Source organism: Halomonas sp., from assembly GCF_029263665.1.
Lineage (GTDB): Bacteria > Pseudomonadota > Gammaproteobacteria > Pseudomonadales > Halomonadaceae > Halomonas.
Genome location: NZ_JAJUFQ010000001.1, coordinates 158694 through 180550, shown reverse-complemented (window position 1 = coordinate 180550; position 21857 = coordinate 158694). Strand labels below are relative to the sequence as shown.

At 58.0% G+C, this 21857-nt stretch carries 19 protein-coding genes; 17 read left to right on the top strand and 2 right to left on the bottom strand.

What is annotated here, in order from left to right; all coding sequences use genetic code 11:
• Positions 1 to 39: 39 nt before the first annotated feature.
• The gene (locus Q1K07_RS00755; RefSeq protein WP_300306291.1) at positions 40 to 1857 is read right to left on the bottom strand and encodes a sugar phosphorylase; all 1818 of its coding nucleotides are present in this window, start codon (positions 1855 to 1857) and stop codon (positions 40 to 42) included.
• 271 nt (positions 1858 to 2128) lie between these two features.
• Here Q1K07_RS00755 and nrdR point away from each other — a divergent pair, with 271 nt between their 5' ends.
• The 14 genes from nrdR to Q1K07_RS00685 all read left to right on the top strand — a co-directional run bounded on the left by nrdR (position 2129) and on the right by Q1K07_RS00685 (position 18709).
• Positions 2129 to 2623, top strand: a complete 495-nt coding sequence (nrdR, locus tag Q1K07_RS00750) for a transcriptional regulator NrdR (protein WP_300306288.1) — start codon at positions 2129 to 2131, stop codon at positions 2621 to 2623.
• The gene (gene ribD / locus Q1K07_RS00745; RefSeq protein WP_300306285.1) at positions 2623 to 3753 is read left to right on the top strand and encodes a bifunctional diaminohydroxyphosphoribosylaminopyrimidine deaminase/5-amino-6-(5-phosphoribosylamino)uracil reductase RibD; all 1131 of its coding nucleotides are present in this window, start codon (positions 2623 to 2625) and stop codon (positions 3751 to 3753) included. Before nrdR ends, ribD begins: the two co-directional genes overlap by 1 nt.
• 170 nt (positions 3754 to 3923) lie before the next feature.
• Complete coding sequence (gene ribBA, locus Q1K07_RS00740; RefSeq protein ID WP_300306282.1) at positions 3924 to 5087, top strand: bifunctional 3,4-dihydroxy-2-butanone-4-phosphate synthase/GTP cyclohydrolase II; 1164 nt, start codon at positions 3924 to 3926, stop codon at positions 5085 to 5087.
• A gap of 132 nt (positions 5088 to 5219) precedes the next feature.
• Positions 5220 to 5738, top strand: a complete 519-nt coding sequence (gene ribE / locus Q1K07_RS00735) for a 6,7-dimethyl-8-ribityllumazine synthase (protein ID WP_300306279.1) — start codon at positions 5220 to 5222, stop codon at positions 5736 to 5738.
• A complete protein-coding gene (nusB, locus tag Q1K07_RS00730) occupies positions 5735 to 6235 on the top strand; it encodes a transcription antitermination factor NusB (RefSeq protein WP_300306276.1) in 501 nt (166 codons plus the stop codon). The genes ribE and nusB overlap by 4 nt, the downstream gene beginning before the upstream one ends.
• Positions 6236 to 6248: 13 nt before the next feature.
• Positions 6249 to 7205: a thiamine-phosphate kinase gene (gene thiL, locus Q1K07_RS00725; protein WP_300306272.1), complete on the top strand. Its 957-nt coding sequence runs from the start codon at positions 6249 to 6251 to the stop codon at positions 7203 to 7205.
• Positions 7202 to 7675 (top strand): phosphatidylglycerophosphatase A, encoded by a 474-nt coding sequence (locus Q1K07_RS00720; RefSeq protein WP_149283835.1) that lies wholly within the window; start codon positions 7202 to 7204, stop codon positions 7673 to 7675. Before thiL ends, Q1K07_RS00720 begins: the two co-directional genes overlap by 4 nt.
• A gap of 80 nt (positions 7676 to 7755) precedes the next feature.
• On the top strand, positions 7756 to 9015 hold the full coding sequence (locus tag Q1K07_RS00715; protein ID WP_300306267.1) for a DUF945 family protein: 1260 nt from the start codon (positions 7756 to 7758) through the stop codon (positions 9013 to 9015).
• Between the two features lie 155 nt (positions 9016 to 9170).
• Positions 9171 to 11618 carry an endopeptidase La gene (lon, locus tag Q1K07_RS00710; RefSeq protein WP_300306264.1) on the top strand — a complete coding sequence of 816 codons (2448 nt, stop codon included), beginning with the start codon at positions 9171 to 9173 and terminating at the stop codon, positions 11616 to 11618.
• Between the two features lie 63 nt (positions 11619 to 11681).
• On the top strand, positions 11682 to 12737 hold the full coding sequence (thiB, locus tag Q1K07_RS00705) for a thiamine ABC transporter substrate binding subunit (protein ID WP_300306261.1): 1056 nt from the start codon (positions 11682 to 11684) through the stop codon (positions 12735 to 12737).
• Positions 12713 to 14413: a thiamine/thiamine pyrophosphate ABC transporter permease gene (gene thiP, locus Q1K07_RS00700; RefSeq protein WP_300306258.1), complete on the top strand. Its 1701-nt coding sequence runs from the start codon at positions 12713 to 12715 to the stop codon at positions 14411 to 14413. The genes thiB and thiP overlap by 25 nt, the downstream gene beginning before the upstream one ends.
• Positions 14407 to 15063, top strand: a complete 657-nt coding sequence (locus Q1K07_RS00695; protein ID WP_300306255.1) for an ATP-binding cassette domain-containing protein — start codon at positions 14407 to 14409, stop codon at positions 15061 to 15063. Before thiP ends, Q1K07_RS00695 begins: the two co-directional genes overlap by 7 nt.
• 422 nt (positions 15064 to 15485) lie before the next feature.
• Complete coding sequence (gene ilvD / locus Q1K07_RS00690) at positions 15486 to 17330, top strand: dihydroxy-acid dehydratase (protein ID WP_300306253.1); 1845 nt, start codon at positions 15486 to 15488, stop codon at positions 17328 to 17330.
• A gap of 281 nt (positions 17331 to 17611) precedes the next feature.
• Entirely contained in the window at positions 17612 to 18709 is a 1098-nt protein-coding gene (locus Q1K07_RS00685) for an oxidoreductase (RefSeq protein WP_300306250.1), read from the top strand.
• 165 nt (positions 18710 to 18874) lie between these two features.
• Here the strand turns inward: Q1K07_RS00685 and nudE are convergent, their stop codons facing one another.
• Positions 18875 to 19450 carry an ADP compounds hydrolase NudE gene (gene nudE, locus Q1K07_RS00680; protein WP_300306247.1) on the bottom strand — a complete coding sequence of 192 codons (576 nt, stop codon included), beginning with the start codon at positions 19448 to 19450 and terminating at the stop codon, positions 18875 to 18877.
• A gap of 114 nt (positions 19451 to 19564) precedes the next feature.
• Between nudE and yrfG the strand changes: the two genes are divergently transcribed.
• The 3 genes from yrfG (at position 19565) to hslO (ending at position 21600) form a co-directional block, all read left to right on the top strand.
• Positions 19565 to 20251, top strand: coding sequence for a GMP/IMP nucleotidase (gene yrfG / locus Q1K07_RS00675; protein WP_300306244.1), 687 nt, complete (start codon positions 19565 to 19567; stop codon positions 20249 to 20251).
• Positions 20241 to 20630, top strand: a complete 390-nt coding sequence (locus Q1K07_RS00670) for a S4 domain-containing protein (RefSeq protein WP_300306831.1) — start codon at positions 20241 to 20243, stop codon at positions 20628 to 20630. Before yrfG ends, Q1K07_RS00670 begins: the two co-directional genes overlap by 11 nt.
• Positions 20631 to 20724: 94 nt before the next feature.
• On the top strand, positions 20725 to 21600 hold the full coding sequence (gene hslO, locus Q1K07_RS00665) for an Hsp33 family molecular chaperone HslO (RefSeq protein WP_300306241.1): 876 nt from the start codon (positions 20725 to 20727) through the stop codon (positions 21598 to 21600).
• The last annotated feature ends 257 nt before the right edge of the window (positions 21601 to 21857 follow it).

Here is a 21857-nt window from a genome sequence, read left to right as displayed (position 1 = left end):
AAGGGCGTGAGATGTGCCCAGTATGACAATCTTCTCTTCTCATGGGTTCGCTATGGATGAAGATTGTTGCACCAGCCATAGCGTGCGGTAAGGTGCAAGACTGTCCTGAGGTTCCCAGGTCCCGCCCTCCAGAAGGTCGTCCCAGGGAGTGTCAGGGGTAGCTGGCAAGAGAGCATCCAGGTCCAGTGGCTGACGTCGGTCGGTGACGTTGTGTATGGCCAGCAACCGTCGACCATTTTCCAGGGGCCCACGTTCAATCACCAGTAATGCGGAATCACTGGGTATGACACGTTGTCCTGCATCCGGATGAAAACAGGGCTCCTGCTTGCGAATCGACAGGCGCCGGGTCAAGGCATGAAAGACTTCACGGGTGGGAGTATGGCGGCTGGCCAGTAGTTCCTCGAGCTGTTCGCGTTGCCAGCGTTTGCGATTGATGGAGCGCAAGCGACCGCTATGCTCGACCCCTTCCAGATCGTTCTGTGTCGCGGTGAGGCAGTGAAGATAGATTGCTGGAATGCCCTTGAGTGCCAGCATCAAGTTCTGACTGAGCAGAAAACGTTCCATTTGCCACGGATCGGGGCCTTTACGGGTACCGCTCATGGCAGCAAACCAGGTGATATTGAGTTCGTAAGGACTGTCGCTGCCATCAACCTGGCTGCGCATGCTGATGAATCCGCCGAAGCGTTGCATCAGGGTCATCAAGGCATCGATGTCGTGAGGCTCTAGCCAGCCCTCCAGGGGACGTACCCCGATGCCATCATGGCTGGCCGTGAAGTTGAGATAGCTGCAGCCCGGGGGCAAGTACGGCAGGCTATCGATCCATCTGGCCAGCGTATCCGCCTCGCCGCTGGTCAAGGTATGCAACAGCAGGGGAGGCAAGGTGAACTGATAGACAAGGTGGGCCTCATCGGGTACCAGTGGTTGTTCCTTGGAGGAAGGCCCGGTTCCAGATAAGCCAAAGTAACTGATGTTCTCTGCGTGAGGGACATTGGTTTCGGTAATGATCAGTGTGCCTGGAGCCAGATGATCGACCAGCGCGCGTAGCAGTTTCACCACTGCATGGGTTTCGGGCAGGTGAATGCAGCTGGTACCAGGGCGTTTCCATAGATAGGCAATGGCATCCAGCCGGATAACTCGGGCGCCTTGCTCCAGGTAGAACAGCAGAATGCCAACGAACTCCAGTAATACATCGGGGTTGGCAAAGTTGAGATCGATCTGGTCCTCGGAAAAGGTGGCCCACAGGTGACGTACACCGCGGCGGGTTGCTACGGGGACCAGCAATGGAGAGCTGCGTGGGCGCACCACATCGGAAAGGTCTGTGTCAGGGTCCATTTCAATGAAAAAGTCGCGCCCGGGAAGGTTGCCACCCAGATAGTCGGCAAACCACAAGGATTCCCGGGACGCATGATTGAGTACCAGGTCCACCATCAAGTCTCGATGGCTGGCCAGGCGGCGGATATCCTGCCAGTCACCCAGGCTTGGATTGACTTCCCGATAATGGATGACCGAGAAACCATCGTCGCTGCTCCAGGGAAAGAACGGCAGCACATGAACGCCGCTGATGACTTCGCCAAGGTGGGCCTCAAGAAAGTCATCCAGTGCTTCCAGCGGTGTGCGACCTTCTTCGATGATGGAATCACCATAGAGGATCACCCATTGGTCCCGTTCGCTCCACAGATCTCCGGTTTCTGCACCATTCTGGGGCGTCAGAATGTCACGATGGGCGTCCACGAGGCGCATCAGGCGACGCATGACTTCGTCGCAGCGAGGTCCATAGAGCCGTTCGATCAAGGGACGCGCACGTGTGATGAAAGCGTCGGCCGAGAGTGACTGGACGGAGCTTGGAGAGCGGGTCATGGTATTCCTCCAGTGACGAAGCGTAGGTCGTTGACGCAGTCCTGAATACAGGTTCATACCAGCTTTAAGCACATGGCATGCCAAGCTTGCTCATCGATATCTCATGCACCTGCATAAGCAGGCTCTGGGTGTTTATATGGAGGGGCTCTCATGCCATATAAGCAAGCACAGAAAGCAGGAACAAATTGCCCCATGGTGGAGCGACAGCTGGGCGAGAAAGCTGCCACCCGTTACACTATGCCGACACTTTCGTCTACTTGGATATGCCGCTATGCACTGCCCTTTCTGTGGCGCTCAGGATACGCGCGTGACTGACTCCCGCCTGGTGGCCGAGGGCGACCAGGTACGCCGGCGCCGGCAGTGCGCCGACTGCGGTGAGCGCTTTACCACCTATGAGACGGCAGAGTTGCTGATGCCACGCATCATCAAGTCAGATGGCACTCGTGAAGTGTTCGATGAAGCCAAGTTGCGTGGCGGTATGCTGCGTGCCTTGGAAAAGCGTCCTGTCAGTGCCGAGTCCATCGAGGCAGCGGTAGAGCGCATTCGCCAGTCACTGCGAGCGCGTGGTGAACGTGAAATCCATGCCCGGGATGTGGGTGAGGAAGTCATGAGTGCACTCAAGCGCCTCGACCAGGTGGCATATATCCGTTTTGCCTCGGTATATCGCAGTTTTCAGGATATCGATGAGTTCCGGGCCGAAATTGATCGACTGGCCCAGGAACCCCATTTCTCCCCGGATAATGGCCATGGAGGGAAAACGCGTTGATGCCTATGAGTGATGAAGCCTGGATGGCTAGAGCCTTGCGCCTGGCTGAGCATGGTCGCTATACCACCATGCCCAATCCAAGAGTCGGCTGTGTACTGGTCAAGGATGAAGAACTCGTTGGGGAAGGTTTCCACATGCGCTCGGGAGAAGCGCATGCTGAAATTCATGCCTTGGCCGAGGCGGGAGACAAGGCGGAGGGTGCGACTGCCTACGTGACCCTGGAACCCTGTTCTCACCAGGGGCGTACTGGCCCCTGCTGCGAAGCGCTGATTCAGGCCGGTGTTGCCCGTGTCGTGGTTGCCATGCAGGATCCCAATCCTCTGGTTGCTGGGCGCGGGATCGAGCGTATGCGTGCAGCGGGTATTCAGGTTGATGTCGGAATTCTTGAAGAGGATGCCTGGACCCTGAATGCTGGTTTCCTGCTGCGCATGGTGCAGGGCAGGCCAAGAGTGCGCTTGAAGATGGCAATGAGCCTGGATGGACGTACTGCCATGCCTTCCGGTGACTCCCAGTGGATCACTGGTCCTGAGGCCCGGCGAGATGTCCAGCGCCTGCGCGCCGAGAGTTGCGCCATCCTCACAGGGGTGGACTCGATCATCTTTGATAACGCGCGTCTGACGGTGCGCCCTGAACAATTGGGTGATGTCGAGGACGTATCTGCGGAGACTATTGCGGCACGTCAGCCACTGCGCGTGATACTGGACAGCACCTTGCGCATGCCATTGGCGGCAGCCTGCCTGGTAGAGCCAGGACGAACCCTGGTGGTGACGGTGGCAGGCATTCAGAATGCGCGCAGGGCCAAGCTTGAACAGGCGGGAGCCGAGATACTTGAGTTGCCTGCAGGGGAAAATGGCCGTGTGGACCTGGCTGCTCTATTGTCCTGGCTGGCGGAACACGAGCAATGCAATGATGTGCTGGTGGAAACCGGAGCGACATTGGCCGGCGCGATGATGGATGCTGGTCTGGTCGATGAGCTGCGGCTATATCTGGCACCGACCTTGCTGGGGAGCGAAGCTCGTCCCTTGCTGAACCTTGGCCTTGAGCGCATGGACCAGCAGCGGCCACTGGATATCCTTGATATTCGGGCATTTGGCAAGGATTGGCGAATTCTTGCCCGCCCTGTCAGATAGGCTGTCAGGACGTATTTGATACAGGGTTGGGCAGAGCTTCCAACGCTTCTTACTGGCGCCAGATGCCGCGTCACGGTACCCTGACGCCGATTCTGGTGTCCGACGCAGGTCAGCGACGATGTTGTCGCTAGACTGCGACGGCGCCAAGCCGATATTTATAGGGAGACGTCATGTCGCACTCCTTCAATGGGGGAATCGCCCCCATCGCCGAGCTGATCGAAGACATTCGCCAGGGGCGCATGGTCATCCTGATGGATGACGAAGATCGTGAGAACGAAGGCGACATCATCATGGCTGCCGAAAAGGTTGAGGCTCAGCATATCAACTTCATGGCAGTGCATGCTCGTGGCCTGATCTGCATGCCCATGACCCACGAACGCTGTGCTCAGCTCAACTTGCCCTTGATGGTGCAGGACAACGGTTCCGGATACGGCACCAAGTTTACGTTGTCCATCGAGGCAGCCGAAGGCGTGACGACCGGTATTTCCGCTGCCGATCGTGCGCGTACGGTGCAGGCAGCCTGTGCACGCAATGCCTCGAGTGCGGATATTGTTCAGCCTGGTCATATCTTTCCGTTGATGGCTGAGCCCGGTGGGGTGCTGCGTCGTGCAGGCCATACCGAGGCGGCCTGTGACCTGGCGGCCCTGGCCGGTTGTGATCCCAGCGGTGTGATCTGCGAGATCATGAATGAAGATGGCAGCATGGCGCGCCGCCCTGAGCTCGAGGAGTTCGCCAAGACCCATGGTATCAAGATGGGGACCATTGCCGACCTCATTCACTATCGCATTCTCAATGAGCGCACGGTAGAAGAAGTCGAGCGCACGTCAGTGAACACCGATTTCGGTGAGCTGATGCTGCATGTCTTCCATGACCGTATCCAGAACACGCACCACATGGCGCTGGTCAAGGGCGAGCCGAGTCCGGAAGCGCTGACGACCGTGAGGGTGCACCTGGGCAACAAGCTGCGTGACCTGCTGTGTCTGGAACGTGAAGGGGAATCCTCCTGGCGTGCCAGCGCCGCACTGGAGGAGGTTGCTCGGGTCGAGCATGGTGTTTTTGTATTGCTGGATGATCTACGCCCGAGCCAGGATCTCAATGATCTGCTGCAGGTGTTTCTCGAACGCCGTCGTGTGGTGCGAGGCAGTGAATCCGATGGAGCAGGCAATTATCTTTCCATCGGTACCGGATCGCAGATTCTGCGCGAACTGGGGGTAGGGAAGATGCGCCTGCTCAGCTCACCATGGAAATTTTCCGCGCTGTCCGGGTTTGATCTGGAAGTGGTCGAGCTGGTGTCTCCCCAGGGAGAATCGTCGAGTGATATTCTCGACGACTGATTTTTTTGCGCTGAGGTCCTGAATTGCCAAAACGGCAATGAGTGCCTCAGCGCTTTAGTATTCAATAGGGTGAAGGTGAAGCATACTGCCACCCCATGCCGGCCTTGGTCGGTATTTTCAGGAAGGACCGACATGAATCCTATTTCCCAAGTCGAAGGTAGCTTCGTCGACGTCGAAGGCCGCTACGTCATTGTCGTTGGCCGTTTCAATCATCATGTGGTGGACAGTCTGGTGGAAGGTGCCGTAGACAGCCTGATGCGCCACGGTGTGGATGCCGAAGCAATCGATATCGTCCATGTGCCCGGTGCTTGGGAGCTGCCGTTGGCGATCAAGCGTGTTCTGCAGGTGGCACGTCCGGACGCGGTCATTGCTCTGGGAGCCGTGATTCGTGGTGGTACGCCGCACTTCGAGCATGTGGCTGGCGAGTGCAATTCTGCGCTGTCGCGTCTGCAGCTTGAGTTCGACACCCCGGTTGCCAATGGTGTACTGACGGTCAACTCCATCGAGCAGGCTATCGAGCGTTCTGGTACCAAGATGGGCAACAAGGGCACCGAAGCCGCCATGGCCGCCATGGAAATGGTGTCGCTGTTGCGTTGTTTTGGCGATGAAAATGGTGTTGATGAAGAAGGTGCTGAGGAGGCTTTCTCATGAGTCAGGATCAGCGTTCTCCATCCCTCGCCCAGCAAGCCCGTCGAGCTGCCCGTGAACTGGCAGTCCAGGGGCTGTATCAATGGCACATGACAGGCAAGCCCGTTACCTCAGTGGAAGCTGAATTCCGCAGCCAGGTTCCGGACGAGGACCTGGAAAACCATGAAAACTGGCTTGAGGTGATGAGAATCGCTGATCTGGCCTTGTTCCATGAGCTTCTGCACAACGTGGCTCGTTACAAGGCTGAGCTGGATGCTTCCATTTCTCCGTTGCTGGATCGTCGCATGGAAGATCTGGACCCCATCGAGCTGGCCATTCTGCGTCTGGGGGCTTATGAACTCTCCCACCGTCTTGAGGTGCCATATCGCGTGGTGATCAACGAGGGCGTTGAACTGGCCAAGTCCTTTGGTGCCACCGATGGACACAAGTATGTCAATGGAATTCTCGACAAGCTGGCCAACAAGCTGCGTAGCGCTGAGGTAAGCGCCCGTCGCCGCTAAGGGTCACACTCCCATGCACGGAGAATTCGAGCTCATCAATCGTTGGCTGGCCCCTGCGCATGTCTCCACCATGGACACTGGTGTTGTCCTGGGGGCAGGCGATGATGCTTGCCTGCTCAGCCCCACGGCCGGGCAGCAGCTGGTGGTCAGTGTCGATACGTCAGTTGAAGGACACCATTTCCCTGCGGAAGCCCCTGCCTCTGCGGTCGGGCATCGTGCCCTGGCCGTGAGCCTCAGTGATCTTGCCGCCATGGGAGCTCGCCCTCGCTGGTGCCTGATGTCATTGGCACTGCCTGTCAGTGATGCTGCCTGGGTGGCCGAGTTTGCCAAGGGGTTCCATGCCTTGTGTGACGCGGTGAAGGTCAATCTTGTCGGTGGCGATGTCACGGCGGGAGAGCGCGCCGTGAGCGTCACGGTGATGGGAGAAGCAGAGCCTGCCCGAGCGTTGAGGCGTTCAGGTGCCAGGGCGGGAGATATTCTGGCCGTGACAGGAGCCCTGGGTGGTGGCGCGGGCGGCCTGGCGGCCTGGCAGGCCGGAGAGCGTGATCTTCAGCATCCGCTGCTATCGCGTTATCTGTTGCCGCAGCCGCGTCTTGAGGCAGGTATCGCTTTGGCAGAACTGGCCTCGTCAGCCATTGATATTTCCGATGGACTTCTGGCTGATCTGGGGCATGTGCTGGAAGCCAGCAAGGTAGGTGCTGAGCTTGATGCTCAAGCGATTCCTCTGGCAGAGGGGCTGGTCGATATGCTGGGCGAGGAGGGCGCGATGCAGGCGGCACTCAGCGGTGGCGATGACTATGAGCTGCTCGTTACCCTGGCACCAGAGCAACTGGCTGCAGCGCAGGCGGAACTGGCGTCGTCCGGGCTCGCTCTGACAGCAATCGGGCGGCTGGTCGAAGGCAGTGGCATTGATGGGCTGAAGATGCCGACCAAGGCCGGCTGGCAGCACTTTGGCGGAGGTCAACCATGAACAAGTCTCCCGCTAGTGTGTGGCATCGCCCGACCCACTTCCTGGCTTTTGGCCTCGGCAGTGGTGCCGCCCCTTTTGCTCCTGGCACCTTCGGTACCCTGGCTGCGATTCCCTTCTATTGGTTATTGTCCGAGCTGACCCTTGGCTGGTATCTGATGGTAATTGCCATCACCTTCGTCTGGGGCTGCTGGTTGTGTGACAAGACATCCAACGACCTTGGCGTACATGATCATTCCGGGATCGTCTGGGATGAATTCGTGGGATATTGGCTGACCATGACAGCGGTGCCTTTTTCCTGGGAAGCGGCACTCTGGGGGTTCGTGGCCTTCCGCATCTTCGATGTGATCAAGCCTTGGCCGATTCGTTGGGCGGATCGTCGCGTAGCGGGAGGTTTCGGCATCATGATCGATGACATTCTGGCCGGGATATATGCCTGGAGCACCATGCACCTGTGGTTATGGCTACATTGAACAGAGTATCCGGGTGGACTGGCATCCGGGAAGTGAGCGCCAGGGCCATGTTGGAGCCACGGCGAATTCAGGGGTAGTGAATGCGCAAGGAACGATGGATCGTCCCGGTAGTGGTGGTGCTGGCGCTGACCTGGGCACTCGCTCAGTACATTGCCAGCCTGTTGTTCGAACGAGAACTCGAACGTGCCATGGCAGACCTTCAGGCCCGGGGTGATCTGCGAGTTTCCCGTAGTCATGTACAACGCGGCTGGCTGAGTTCTTCCGGTACGATTCATTTGTCCCCCTTGCTCAGCCATAACTGGCACCTTTCTCTGCCATATGAAGCCAATCACGGCGTGCTGGATACCAGCGTGTCCGGCCAGATCGAGCTGCATCATGGCCGTGACGATCGTGGCCTGTTCAGTGATACCCTGCATTCCGCATCGCCTACCTGGGAAGCCCACTACCGCAGCCTGGGTGGCACCTTCAATGGCAAGCTGCGCCTGGCCTCCTTCGTCATCAGTCAGTCTCCTCCCGGAGAAGCGACTCGTGAGCTGCACTTCAGGGGAGGCAATATCAGCTTCAACGGTGTCTATGGTGACTGGCACCTGGGGATGTATCTCGAGCCCTGGAGCCTGCATGATGGGGATGCTGAGCTGGAAGTCGGCCCATCCCGGCTGGATAGCCGATATACCTACACTGCAGGCGCGCAATCATTCAGCCAGCACGACCAGTTGACCATCGATGCGTTGAACCTGCAGCACCCCAGGGTCAATCTGGAAGGTAGCAACCTGCAACTGGAAACACGCACCCTGCTGGATGACAGTGAGTTGCGCATTGGCAGTCAGCTCAGTGTGGGAGAAGTGAGCTCCGGTGACCGCTTGCTGCTTGCTGGTACTGCCAACATGGAACTGTCGCGGATCAATGCTGATGCCCTCAAGGAGCTGATTGTACTGCTGAGGCGCAAGGCTGCAGAGGGTGGAATGTTGCCCCAGGCCGCCCAGCCCGGCTCTGAGCTTGACCTTGCATTGATCAACCTGCTGCAGGACTCTCCTCGTCTGGATGTGCATGATGTCGACCTGGATAGCCCCATGCTGGGCCTTTCCCTGAAGGGGAGTGGTGTCGCGATCTTCGATGCCCGGCAGTTGGGTCAGCTCAGCGCGGTCCAGTTGAAGGAACCACAGATGCGTGGACGTTTCCAAAGCCGCCTGGATGGTGATTTCGAATGGCTGGATGTGCCGGCCATGGTGGCCTTGTGGTTGCATGAACCGTTGGATACCCAGTCTCTGACGCTTGATCTCGTCAAGGGCCAGATTCGCATCAATGGTCGTCCTGCACCTCCTTTCAAGCTACCCCGGTGATATTCATCACGCAGCCGAGAAAGACGGCTTTGCGTGATGTGGAATCGACGACTCAGACATGCATTGCTGCATGTATGACTTGAAGTCTGAGCTCGTTGCCCACATTCCTGTGAATCAGACAGGGCATATTGCCCAGACATCAGGATGAGGTAAGCATGAGTGACGAACGCGATCCGCAGGATGATGAGCTGAATTGGGTCGACCTGGAAGGTGACGACACCTCCGAGCACCAGGACACGGACGACCAGGTGCAGGAACATGCTGTGATTCCGGCAGCAGCCTCGCTACCCGAACGTTTGTATCTTCTGCCGATTCACAATCGTCCCTTCTTCCCTGCCCAGGTGCAGCCACTGGTGATCAACCGTGAGCGCTGGGACGAGACCATCGAACGAGTCGATAACACGCCACATCACACCGTCGGACTGGCTTTCGTCGGTGAAACGGGCGTCGAGTCCTTGGGCTGGCAGGATTTCCCGGAAGTGGGGACTGCCGTCATGGTCCACAAGCTGCAGCGTGATCCTCAGCAAGTGCAATTCATTGCCCAGGGCATGCGCCGTTTCAAGATCGAGCGCTGGCTGTCGAAGAAAGCTCCGTTTCTGGTCGAGGTCAGTTATCCTCGCGAGCCCGTCGACGCTAATGATGACGAAACCCGGGCTTATGCCATGGCGCTGATCAATGGCATCAAGGAACTGCTGCCGATCAATCCGCTATATGGCGAAGAGCTCAAGCATTACCTCAATCGCTTCAGCCCTCATGAGCCAAGCCCACTGACCGATTTTGCTGCGGCCATCACTTCTGCCCAGGGGGCTGAGCTGCAGGATGTCCTGACCACGCTGCCCGTGGTGTTGCGCATGCAGAAGGTATTGCCGTTGCTGCGCAAGGAAATTGAAGTTGCCCAGCTGCAGAGCGAGATCAGTGAGCAGGTCAATGCCCAGATGGAGCAGCGTCAGCGTGAGTTCTTCCTGCGTGAGCAACTCAAGGTCATTCAGCGTGAACTGGGTATTTCCAAGGACGATCGCGAAAACGATGTCGATACCTTCCGCGCCCGGCTCAAGGAGAAGGAAGTCCCGCAGCGGGTCAAGGAACGCATTGACGAGGAGCTGGACAAGCTTTCGGTGCTGGAGACCGGTTCTCCGGAATACGGCACTACGCGCAACTATCTCGACTGGCTGACCAACGTACCTTGGGGAGTGACCAGCACGGACCATCTTGACCTGGGGCATGCACGCAAGGTGCTCGACCGGGATCACGATGGCCTCAAGGACGTCAAGGAGCGCATTGTCGAGTTCCTGGCTGAAGGCACCTTCAAGGGTGATGTCGGCGGCTCCATCCTGCTGCTGGTTGGTCCTCCCGGTGTCGGCAAGACTTCCGTCGGTCGTTCCATTGCTGAGGCGCTGGGGCGCAAGTTCTATCGTTTCTCGGTCGGCGGGATGCGTGACGAGGCAGAGATCAAGGGGCATCGTCGCACCTATATCGGTGCCATGCCCGGCAAGCTGGTGCAGGCACTCAAGGAAGTCGAAGTCGAGAACCCAGTGATCATGCTCGACGAGATCGACAAGATGGGACAGTCCTTTCAGGGAGACCCGGCTTCGGCGCTGCTCGAGGTGCTTGATCCGGAGCAGAACGTCGACTTCCTCGATCATTACCTGGACGTGCGCCTGGACTTGTCCAAGGTGCTGTTCGTATGTACCGCCAACACCCTGGACTCGATTCCGGGACCTTTGCTCGACCGCATGGAGCAGATTCGCCTGTCCGGCTACATTGCCGAAGAGAAGCTGGCCATTGCCCGCAATCACTTGTGGCCCAAGTTGCTCAAGCGCGACAAGATTCCACGCAAGCGTATCCAGCTCAGCAATGCTGCCCTGCGCCAGGTCATCGAAGGCTATGCCCGCGAAGCGGGAGTGCGTCAGCTGGAGAAGCAGTTGCATCGCATTGTGCGCAAGGCTGCCGTGAAGCTGCTGGAAAGCGAGCAGGCCTCGGTCAGCGTGACAGTGAAGAACCTGGAAGAATTCCTCGGCGCACCGATCTTCCGCAAGGAAAAGGTGATGAAAGGAGCGGGTGTGGTCACCGGTCTTGCCTGGACGTCCATGGGCGGGGCGACACTGTCCATCGAAGCCGGGCGGGTTCACAGGCTGGATCGTGGCTTCAAGCTCACGGGGCAACTTGGTGATGTGATGAAGGAGTCTGCCAATATTGCCTACAGCTTTGTGCAGGGGCACATGGCAGAGTATGGCGCTGATCCCAGCTACTTCGAATCGTCTTTCGTGCATGTACACGTACCAGAAGGTGCGACACCAAAGGATGGTCCTTCTGCAGGTGTGACCATGACGACAGCATTACTGTCACTGGCGCGTAATGAACCGATCAAGCGCAACCTGGCGATGACGGGGGAACTGACTCTGACCGGCCATGTGCTGCCCGTGGGCGGTATCCGCGAGAAAGTCATTGCGGCGCGACGCAGTGATATCTTCGAAGTCATCCTGCCCGAGGCCAATCGGCGTGACTACGATGAACTGCCCGACTATCTCAAGGACGGCATGACGGTGCATTTCGCTTCCCAGTACAAGGACGTTGCCCGGGTGGTGTTTGAAGACCGAGGGTGAGGGCGGGCGAGTCTTCGGGTAAGCTGTGAGGCATTCATCACGGATTGCCGAGCATCACCGCCAATGAAAGACTTCCTGACCAAGACCCGGATGGCGTTAGCGCATCCGGGTCTTTCAATGTTGACGGCATTGGCCGCTATCACGACATTCAGCGCCTCCCAGGCGTTGGCACAGGACGGCGAAAAGCCGCAGCTTACGGTCTATACCTATGACGCCTTCGTGGCCGAGTGGGGCCCAGGCCCTGCCATCGAGAAGGCCTTTGAAGCCCGTTGCGGTTGCGACCTGCAGTTTGTCGCTCTCGAGGGAGGTGTCGATATCCTGCAGCGCCTGCGCCTGGAAGGAGCATCTACCGAAGCGGATGTGATCCTCGGCCTGGACATGAACCTGATGGAAGATGCTAGGGCACTGGAGTTGCTTGTGCCGCACGAGGCGGACATGTCCGCACTTAAATTGCCTATTGAATGGGATGACGATGTCTTCCTGCCTTATGACTGGGGGCGCTTTGCCTTCGTCTATGACAGTGAGGCGCTGCCCAATCCGCCTGACAGCCTTGAAGCGCTGATGGATGCTCCCGAAGACCTGAAGGTGATCATCAGTGATCCAAGAACCAGTGTGCCGGGGCTTGGTCTGCTGCTGTGGATCAAGCATGTCTATGGCGACAAGGCAGATGAAGCCTGGGAGCGCCTGTCGCCGCATATTCTCACGGTGGCCAGTGGCTGGAGTCAGGCCTACTTCTCGCTGTTCATGAATGGCGAAGCTCCCATGGTGTTGTCCTACAGTACCTCTCCGGCCTATCACATGGCATTCGACAAGACGGATCGCTATCAGGCTGCCGAGTTCAAGGAAGGGCACTACCTGCAGGTGGAAACGGCGGCGATGGTGGCCGGTACCGATGAGCCTGAACTGGTGCATGCGTTCATGGACTTTATTCTGAACGAGGATTTCCAGCGCCACATTCCCCTTGGCAATGTGATGTACCCGGCCATCGATCTGGGTGATGAATTGCCCGATGTGTTCGACCGCCTGATCGAACCCGAAAGCTATACCTTCAGCCCCGCAGAGGTCAGCCAGCATCGTCGTGAGTGGATCCGGGAATGGCTCAACGCTTCCAGCCGCTAAGCGGGCCTGCCACCAATCGGTTGCCACTTCCGGCCGCCGGGTTGGTGATGTTGGGTATTGTCTCTGTTGGGCTAGGCAGTCTTGCTGCCTTGATCCATGAAGCCAGTGATCTTCACATTGCCCAGCTCTGGCAGGAACCGTACCTGCTGGCAATCCTGACATTCAGCTTGTGGCAGGCCACGTTGTCCACGTTGATTTCTCTTGGGCTTGGCATGTTGGTGGCAGTGGCACTGGCGCGCCGTCCCCGATTTCCCGGGCGAGGCTTGTTGCTGCGTATCATGGAAATGTCGTTGGTGATCCCGAGCCTACTGGCACTGTTTGGCCTGGTTGCGGTGCACGGCCGCCAAGGTTGGGTGGCGCCGCTGATCGAGGCGATGCCGTTTTCCTCGCGGAATGCGCCAGGGTATCTCTATGGTCTGTCGGGCATCGTGCTGGCGCATGTCTTCTTCAATCTGCCGCTGTCGGCGCGGATCATGCTGCAGGCAGTAGAACGTGCGCCAGGCACCCACTGGCGCCTGGTGGCTCAGTTTGGGCTGTCGCGGTGGGCGATCTGGCAGGTGTTGGAGTGGCCAGCTATCAAGCCACTGTTGCCGCGCCTTGCCGCCCTGGTCTTCACTCTGTGCTTCACCAGCTTTGCCATTGTCATGACGCTCGGAGGAGGCCCTGGCAGCAGTACGCTGGAAGTCGCTCTGTATCAGGCGCTCAAGTACGACAATGATCTGGCCCTGGCAGCACTTCTGGCGTTGACGCAATTGACCATCTGCCTGGCATTGTGGGGCATGGCGCTGGCGAGTGGGGCCAATGCCTCCTTGTTGCAGGGTGGTTCCGAACACAGTGCCGGGCAGCTCCGGGGTGCTCAGCGTCGTGATGCCCGAGGGTGGCGCCGCCTGGGCGATGGGGTGACCTTGTCGGCCTTGGTTCTTCTACTGGTACCACCTTTGGTGGCTATCGTGATTGCCGGGCTGGCGGGAGTACCGCAGATCGTTGCGGACGGGACTGTATGGGCGGCTGCCCGGCGTAGTCTGTTGATGGCTTCATGTGCCGGTATCGGTGCTGTCAGTCTGGCGCTGCTCCTGCTGGCGGGTACTGGCGTGTTGCGTAATGCGGGCCGGCGCGGGTTGGCTGCAGTGATGGAAGGTAGTGGTCAACTGATACTGGTATTGCCGGCACTGGTTCTGGGAACAGGACTGTTCGTCCTGTTGCGACCTGCCTTGGGTGGCGCCATGCAGGCCTATGCGCTGGTGGTGCTGGTCAATGCGTTGATGGCGTTACCTTTCTCCATGCAGGTTTTGCGCAGCGGTGCGGTGGAGCTTGCTGCTCCCCAGCGCCGGCTGGCCGATCAGCTCGGTATTCACGGCTGGTCTCGATTGCGCTGGCTGTTTTGGCCGCGTTTGAGGCGTCCCATGGCATTGTCACTGGCTTATGCCATGACGCTTTCGCTAGGGGATTTCAGCGTCATTGCACTGTTTGGATCGCCTGCATCACCGACATTGCCGATGCTGCTGTATCAGCAGCTTGGCGGATATCGATGGCAGAGCGCAGCGGCAACGGCTCTCATGCTGCTGGCATTGATCGTGCTGATATTCGCTCTGCTATCTGCCCTGACTCTCCGTCTGCCCCGTTACTCCTGGAAAAGGTCAGGCCGTCTGCCTACCGTGTCGAGGCCGCAATGCTGATAGCTGATGCACTGAGTTTTCATTATGCCCTGGCTCAACCAGGGGAAACCTTGGATTTCTGCTTTGACCTGCAACTTGCACCAGGGGAGTGCCTGGCCGTGGACGGTCCTTCTGGGGCTGGCAAGAGCACGCTGCTGAGCCTGCTGGCGGGATTTCTCACGCCAGCATCAGGACGATTATTGTGGAACGATCAGGAGCTGACAGCGCTGCCGCCCTGGGAAAGAGACATCACGACGGTCTTCCAGGATCACAATCTGTTCGATCATTTGCCGGTGTGGGCCAATGTCGGGCTGGGGCTGGCTCCGAACCTGCGTCTCAGCCAGGAACAGCACCAGAGGATTGGCGAAGGGTTGGCCCAAGTCGGACTGGAAGGATTGGCAGAGCGGTTTCCCACAGAGCTTTCCGGTGGCCAACGTCAACGCGTGGCTCTGATTCGAGCATTGCTGCGCCAGACTCGATTGTTGCTGCTGGATGAACCTTTCAGTGGCCTGGACCGGGCCAATCGTGAGCTGCTATGGCAGCAGGTGCAACGCCTCAAGGAACGTGGAGTTGCGGTAATGCTGGTCAGTCATGACACGGAAGACATCACGGCTCTGGCGGACCGTCGGCTGTTGCTGGTTGATGGTCGGCTTAAGGAAGCCGTCGTTTAGGCTCTGTCTAAAAAGTGTCTACGCTCAGCCATACGGCGTTAGCCGGAGCGAAGCGGAGACAACAACCAAAGGCTGGCCCGGAGGGCGAGAGAAGCGAGTCAAATTGATTCAAAGTGCTCATTTACCCCTCGTAAACTGCGCCTTTTCACCAATTTTTGCCTTGTCTGACTATCGCTCGCCGACTTTTGAGATAAACCCTAGTGCCTCATGGCTGGCTGGCATGCAACCCGTGGGCATGACAAAATCAAGAGTCTGGACACGCGACACCACCCGGAAAGCAGCTGAAGCTGCTCGAATACCCGAGAAGGACGAAGCGTTCATGCTTCACGTTACCCGCTGGCTGCGACTAGGCCAGGCAGGAATGACGTGCACCGTAGCGCTTGGCTCCAGGTATTGCCGGGATAAAAAATGATGAGGATCCCATGCCCGAGTATCGTTCCCGTACTACAACCGCTGGCCGCAACATGGCTGGTGCCCGCGCTCTGTGGCGCGCCACCGGCATGAAGGATGACGACTTCCACAAGCCGATTATCGCGGTGGCCAACTCTTTCACCCAGTTTGTGCCTGGCCATGTGCACCTCAAGGACCTGGGCCAGCTGGTAGCTCGTGAAATTGAGAAAGCCGGTGGGGTGGCCAAGGAATTCAATACCATCGCGGTAGATGATGGTATTGCCATGGGGCATGACGGCATGCTGTATTCCCTGCCGAGTCGTGACCTGATTGCCGACAGTGTCGAGTACATGGTCAATGCTCACTGTGCCGATGCCATGGTATGCATTTCCAACTGTGACAAGATCACACCAGGCATGCTGATGGCTGCCATGCGTCTCAATATTCCGGTGGTCTTTGTCTCCGGTGGCCCCATGGAGGCGGGCAAGACCAAGCTGCTCGATCATGGCCTGGACCTGGTCGATGCCATGGTCATGGCGGCTGACGACTCAGTGGATGAAGCCACCCTCAATGAGGTTGAGCGCAGTGCCTGTCCGACCTGTGGCAGCTGCTCAGGGATGTTCACAGCCAACTCCATGAACTGCCTGACCGAAGCCCTCGGCCTGTCATTGCCCGGCAATGGCACGGTGCTGGCCACCCATGGCGATCGCAAGGCCCTGTTCGAGCGTGCCGGTGCACAGATCGTCGAGCTGGCCAAGCGTTACTACGAAGGCGATGAAGCGCACCTTCTGCCTCGTGCCATTGCCTCCAAGGCGGCGTTCAAGAATGCCATGACGCTGGACATTGCCATGGGTGGCTCCACCAACACCATCCTGCACTTGCTGGCGGCGGCTCAGGAAGCTGGCGTGGACTTCACCATGCCCGACATCGATCGCCTCAGCCGTGAAGTGCCACAGTTGTGCAAGGTGGCGCCGAACACCCAGAAATACCATATCGAAGATGTTCACCGCGCAGGCGGTATCATGGCCATTCTCGGTGAGCTCGACCGGGCCGGCGTACTGGATACCAGTGTACCCACCGTACATGCCGATTCCCTCAAGGAGGCGCTGGACGCTTGGGACATCATGCGTAATCCCAGCGCTGATGTGGTCAATTTCTTCAAGGCAGGTCCTGGCGGCGTGCCGACTCAGGTGGCTTTCTCCCAAAGCGCGCGCTGGCCGAGCCTGGACGGCGATCGTGCCACCGGTTGCATTCGCGATTACGAGCACGCTTTCTCCAAGGAAGGCGGCCTGGCCGTACTGCAAGGCAACATTGCCGAGAATGGTTGTGTGGTGAAGACTGCCGGTGTCGATGACAGCATCCTGGTGTTCGAAGGTCCGGCCCATGTAGTCGAGTCGCAGGATCAGGCGGTGGAACACATCCTTGGCGACAAGGTCAAGGAAGGCGATGTGGTGGTGATCCGCTACGAAGGCCCGCGCGGTGGTCCTGGCATGCAGGAGATGCTGTATCCGACCTCCTATCTGAAGTCCAAAGGACTGGGCAAGGCGTGTGCCCTGTTGACGGATGGCCGTTTCTCCGGCGGAACCTCTGGCCTGTCCATTGGCCATGTATCACCTGAAGCTGCAGCGGGTGGAGCTATCGGTCTGGTCGAGGATGGTGATCTGATTCGCATCGACATCCCCAACCGCACCATCAATGTGCTGCTTGACGATGCAGAGCTTGAAGCCCGCCGCCAGAAGCAGCAGGCTCGAGGAGAGCAGGCCTGGACGCCGAGTGCGCCTCGTGAACGCAAGGTGACAGCGGCACTCAAGGCTTACGCTCTGCTGGCCACTTCGGCCGACAAGGGGGCGGTACGGGATCTTGAAAAGCTTGGCTGAACATCGCTACACGGTCATGCCCCCCTTTATGGCGGTCAGTACTTGCTTGGTGATATACGAAAACTGTCTGTATTTGCCGACTGATAGTGCGCAAACCAAGGGCTGGAGGGGGTTGTGGGTCTGAGTCCAAGAGGTAAGAGGGACTCGATTAATTGTGCAGATTTCGTCATCCTAGTACTCATAGAAGTGCTTATGAGAAAGAAGTGCTTATGAGAAATGGTTCAGAGGTCATCCTTGGATGGCCTCTGGATCTATTGTTGTTGTAAGGAAGACGAATCATTATGAAGACACAGACCCTGAACGTGGGCCTGGTCGGCTACGGCATGGCCGCCAAGACGTTTCATGCACCATTGATTCATGCGGCAACCGGCCTTGAGCTGTTGTCCATCGTCAGTTCCGATGCTGCCAAGGTGAAGGCTGACTGGCCGGATGTAGAGGTTGTCGATAACCTCAATGACCTGCTTGCCGATCGCATGATCGACCTTGTCGTCATTGCCACTCCCAATGAACATCACTTTCCCATGGCCAAGGCAGCGTTGACTGCCGGCAAGCATGTCGTGATCGATAAGCCGATGACGGTGTCATTGTCCGAGGCGCGTAATCTGCGCGCTCAGGCGGATCGTTCGGATCTGATGCTCAGCGTGTTTCACAACCGCCGCTGGGATAGCGATTTTCTCACGGTGTGTCGTCTGATCGAAGAGCAGCGTCTTGGCCGCCTGGTGTCCTTCACTTCGCGCTTCGACCGCTTCCGTCCCCATGTGCCGGACCGCTGGCGCGAGAAGTCCAAGCCAGGTGGGGGGATCTGGTATGACCTCGGCCCTCATCTGCTTGATCAGGCCCGAGTGCTGTTCGGCATGCCTCGTGCCATTCTGCTGGAGTTGTCAACATCGCGAGATGGTGCGGAAGTGGATGATGAGTTCGTGTGCATGCTCGAGTACGAAGGCATAAGGGTCACGCTGGAAGCCAGTACACTGGTCGCGGAGCCCAGCCCACGTTTTGTGCTGCATGGTACCAAGGGCAGCTATTCGATCTATGGGCTCGATCCGCAGGAAGCCTGGCTCAAGGAAGGGCAGGTGCCCAGCGAAGACTGGGGCATCGATCCTCAGCCGGGTGTTGCCACGATCAATGAAGGTAGTGATGAGGAGCCCCACCTCGTCGTCCACGACGTTCCCTCCGAGCCAGGTAATTATCCTGCCTATTACGCAGCCGTACGTGAAGCGTTGCTGCTCAAGGGTGGGCAGCCACCGGTGACAGGAGAAGAAGGCGTGGAAATCATGACACTGCTCGAAGCAGGGCTTGATAGCTATCGCCAGGGACGTTGGGTGCGCTTGAAGGAAGGCAATGGCAACATGCGCCGATTGCACGGCACTCGTCGCTGATACGGTGCCTGGAGATAGATACAGCGCCCCGCAGAGTCGGAGTCATGGTTCCTGAGTCATGGCTTCTGATTCATGATGTCTGGGCCATGTCGTTCTTGGCTCGGAAAGAACGTGGAGCGCTGATCTTTACGTTGTTGCTGATGATGTTCTTGTCCCGGGAAGGCGTCACCAGAAATTGGTCTCGCTGGCTTCCTGGCGTAGTTTATCCCTGGCGATATATAGGGCAGCGATGGCTCGAGCTTCGTGAAAATCGCTCCGTGTGAGCAGGGCAGAGATCTCGTCGAGCGCATGGGTTTCGACGATCAGCGGTTCTGGCTCATCGCCTTCCAGACGTTGGGGGTAAAGGTCCCAGGCCAGCATGACCTGCATGCTTTGGCTCATGTAGTTAGGAGACAAGGACAGTTCGGTCAATGGCTCGATGCGTCTGGCACCCATGCCACACTCTTCCATCAGTTCTCGGTTGGCGGCGTTGACGATGTCTTCTCCTTCATCGACCAGCCCCTTGGGTAGTGTCAGGACGTAGTCTTCAAATCCGGCGGCATACTCACGAATCAGCAGTACATGCTCCGGGTCTGGCATGGCTACGATCATGACTGCCCCGTAGCCGCGACCGGTGCTGCCCAGCCGCTCGAATGTACGTTTCTCGCCATTGGAGAATTCCAGGTCGAGCTCCTCGACATGGAACAACCGACTTTTGGCCACGCTGCGTCGGGCCAGGATGTGGGGCTTGCGATGGGCCATTGAGTCTCCGAATATGCAGCAATCTGAACCTGATTTCGGTTAAACTACCACGTTTTTCCCTGTCACCCACTCTCGCTGAGATAGGGTGGGATTGAATTGAGGCTAAGCTGAGAGATGATCGATTGGCGGGCCATAGATACCGTTCTGCTCGATATGGACGGTACGCTGCTGGATTTACATTTCGACAGCCATTTCTGGCTGGAACATCTGCCACGCCGATATGTGGAATTGCACAAGCTCGATGATACGCATCGGCTGGCATTATGCGAGCGTATCGTTGGCGAGCAGGGCACCTTGAGCTGGTATAGCCTGGGCTACTGGAGCCAGGAACTTGACGTGGATGTCGTGGCGCTCAAGCGTGAAGTACAGCATCTGATCAGCGTGCGCAGCGATGCGCTGGACTTCCTGCAATGGCTGAAGTCGGCCCACCCTCGAGTAGTGCTGGCAACCAATGCTGATCGTGCCAGTCTGGCACTGAAGCTTCCCTTGACCGGCATCGACGAATACCTGGATGCCATCGTGTCTTCGGAGGATCTCGGGGTTCCCAAGGAAGAACAAGCGTTCTGGGTGGGGCTGAGTGAACGTGAGCCCTTTGATCCTGAGCGTACGCTGTTCGTTGATGACAATCCCCGAGTGCTGGCCAGTGCACGCGAGTATGGCATTCGCCATCTGCTCGGTATTCATCAGCCGGATAGTCAGCGACCAGGACGTGTGCTGGAAGGCTTCACCACACTGGAGCGGTTCGCTGAGATACTTCCATCAACGGCACAGGATGCACGTGAGGAGAGTGATCGTGGATAGCGTTCGTCTGGACAAGTGGTTGTGGGCTGCCCGCTTCTTCAAGACCCGGGCGCTGGCCAAGAAGGCCATCGATGGCGGCAAGGTCGACGTCGATGGCAGCAAGGCCAAGACCAGCAAGCTGATCAGCCCGGGGATGAAAGTCCGTTTGCCCCAAGGCTGGGACACCTGGGAAGTGGAAGTGCTGGCCGTGACGGAAAAGCGACGAGGTGCTCCGGAAGCTCAAGCGTTGTATCAGGAAACGGATGAAAGCCGCCAGCGCCGGGAGAGGGAAGCCGAGAGCCGGCGTCAGGCTCGCGAGACCTTCCAACATCCTCTCAAGCGCCCTGACAGGCGTGATCGGCGCGAGATCAAGCGATTCCAGCGAGAACAGCATGACTAGGTTTCATTCGGCCTGTGTCTGCCGATGATGAATGATCTTTCGCGAGCACGTTCTGCGAGCCTCTATTTTGTGAGTCCCTGTTTTGTGAGCCCTTATGAGCGACAAGATTCAGCGTTTTATTCTTGAGAATACCAATGTGCGTGGCGAGGTCACTCTCCTTGAACAGGCCTATGCCGAGGTATTGGATCGCCACCAGTATCCTGCGGCCATCAATCGTCAATTGGGAGAGCTTCTGGCGGCGGTGGCCTTGCTTACCGATACGGTCAAGCTCGATGGCACGCTCAGCCTGGAGGTCCGGGGTAATGCTTCCGTTGCCTTGATGATGGCCGAATCCAACCCCGGCGGTGAGCTGCGTGCCATTGCTCGCATGGATGAAGACGCTGCCCTGCCAGCCGATGGCGCAGATTTCCGTACCCTGGTGGGGGATGGCCAGATCGTGATTACGCTGGACCCGCGGGAAGGGCGGCGCTATCAGGGTATCGTGGCGATCGATGAATCGAGCCTGGCCGCATGTCTGGAAGACTATTTCACCCAGTCCGAGCAGCTTCCGACGCGCCTGTGGCTGGCTGCCGATGGTCTGCGTGCAGGAGGGATGTTGCTGCAGCGCCTTCCCGATGAATCGCTCAACCAGGATGACGATGCCTGGGATCGGGCGACGCATCTGGCGGCAACGCTCAGTCAGGAAGAACTGGTCAGCCTTGACGCAGGCACACTGCTGACCCGGTTGTTCCACGAAGAGGACGTGCGCGTCTTCGACCCCAAGGCATTGCGCTTTGGATGCACTTGTTCTCGGCCTCGCATCTCCGGGGCGCTGCTGAGCCTGGGGGAAGAAGAATTACGCCAGATCGTCGCTGAACAGGGCCACATCGAGACCCAGTGTCATTTTTGCCACACGCATTACCACTTCTCTGCAGCGGAAGTTGAAGCCTTGCTGGATGATCCTGAAGGGGGGAGTCCTACGATCCACTGAGATTGGTTCCTGGCCTTGTCTGCTATCAACCAGTCGTCGAATCACTTGTAGTGAAATGACAGAAATGTGCGTAAAAAGCCCATGTTTTTGTAGTGAAACTACACTAATGTCTTGAAAAACGGACATTTCTTGTTGGCTGGATTTTTGTCATAATCGCCGCCTGTTCACGGTCCGGTCGCTTTCAACAAGACGGCACAACCGCACAGCGACCTGGGCAGACTCGAGCGTTGAACACGCCCGGCAACCGAGAGAGAGCG